At 64.2% G+C, this 645-nt stretch carries 1 protein-coding gene; it reads left to right on the top strand.

What is annotated here, in order from left to right; translation table 11 throughout:
• Window positions 1–637, top strand: a 637-nt coding sequence (locus tag ENZ74_RS33635; RefSeq protein WP_127313375.1) for an NAD-binding protein, incomplete at its 5' end; no start/stop codon positions are given.
• Window positions 638–645: the final 8 nt, after the last annotated feature.

Below are 645 nucleotides of genomic sequence, written 5' to 3'. Positions count from 1 at the left end.
GAGCTCGATCTCACCGATCGAGACCAAGATTTTTGCCAGGAAAATCAACGATCTAGGCTGCGACTATCTCGACGCGCCGGTCTCGGGCGGCGAGGTTGGCGCCAAGGCGGCGTCGCTCACCATCATGGTCGGCGGCGAGGAGAAACCCTTCGAGCGCGCCAAGCCCGTGTTCGAGAAGATAGGCAAGAACATCACCCTGGTCGGGCCCAACGGCGTTGGCCAGACCACCAAGGTGGCCAACCAGATCGTCGTCGCGCTGACCATTGAAGCCGTCGCCGAAGCGCTTGTTTTTGCTTCGAAAGCCGGCGCGGATCCGGCCAAGGTCAGGCAGGCGCTGATGGGCGGGCTGGCGGCTTCGCGCATTCTGGAAGTGCATGGCGAGCGTATGGTCAAGCGCACCTTCGCCCCGGGTTTTCGGATCGAACTGCACCAGAAGGATCTGAACCTCGCGCTGGAGGGCGCGAAAGCGCTCGGCGTGTCGCTGCCCAACACGTCGACCACGCAGCAGCTGTTCAACGCCTGCGCGGCCAATGGCGGCGCCAAGGAGGATCATTCGGCCCTGGTCAGGGCGCTGGAGAGGATGGCCGATTTCGAGGTCGGCAGCGAGGCAGCCGGCACCCGGGGCAAAGCGGCATAGGTCAGGAG

It is taken from the genome of Mesorhizobium sp. M7A.F.Ca.CA.002.15.2.1 (genome assembly GCF_003998715.1).
Lineage (GTDB): Bacteria > Pseudomonadota > Alphaproteobacteria > Rhizobiales > Rhizobiaceae > Mesorhizobium > Mesorhizobium ciceri.
The sequence above is the reverse complement of the archived record's forward strand: the minus strand, read 5'-3'. Positions and strand labels throughout refer to the sequence as shown.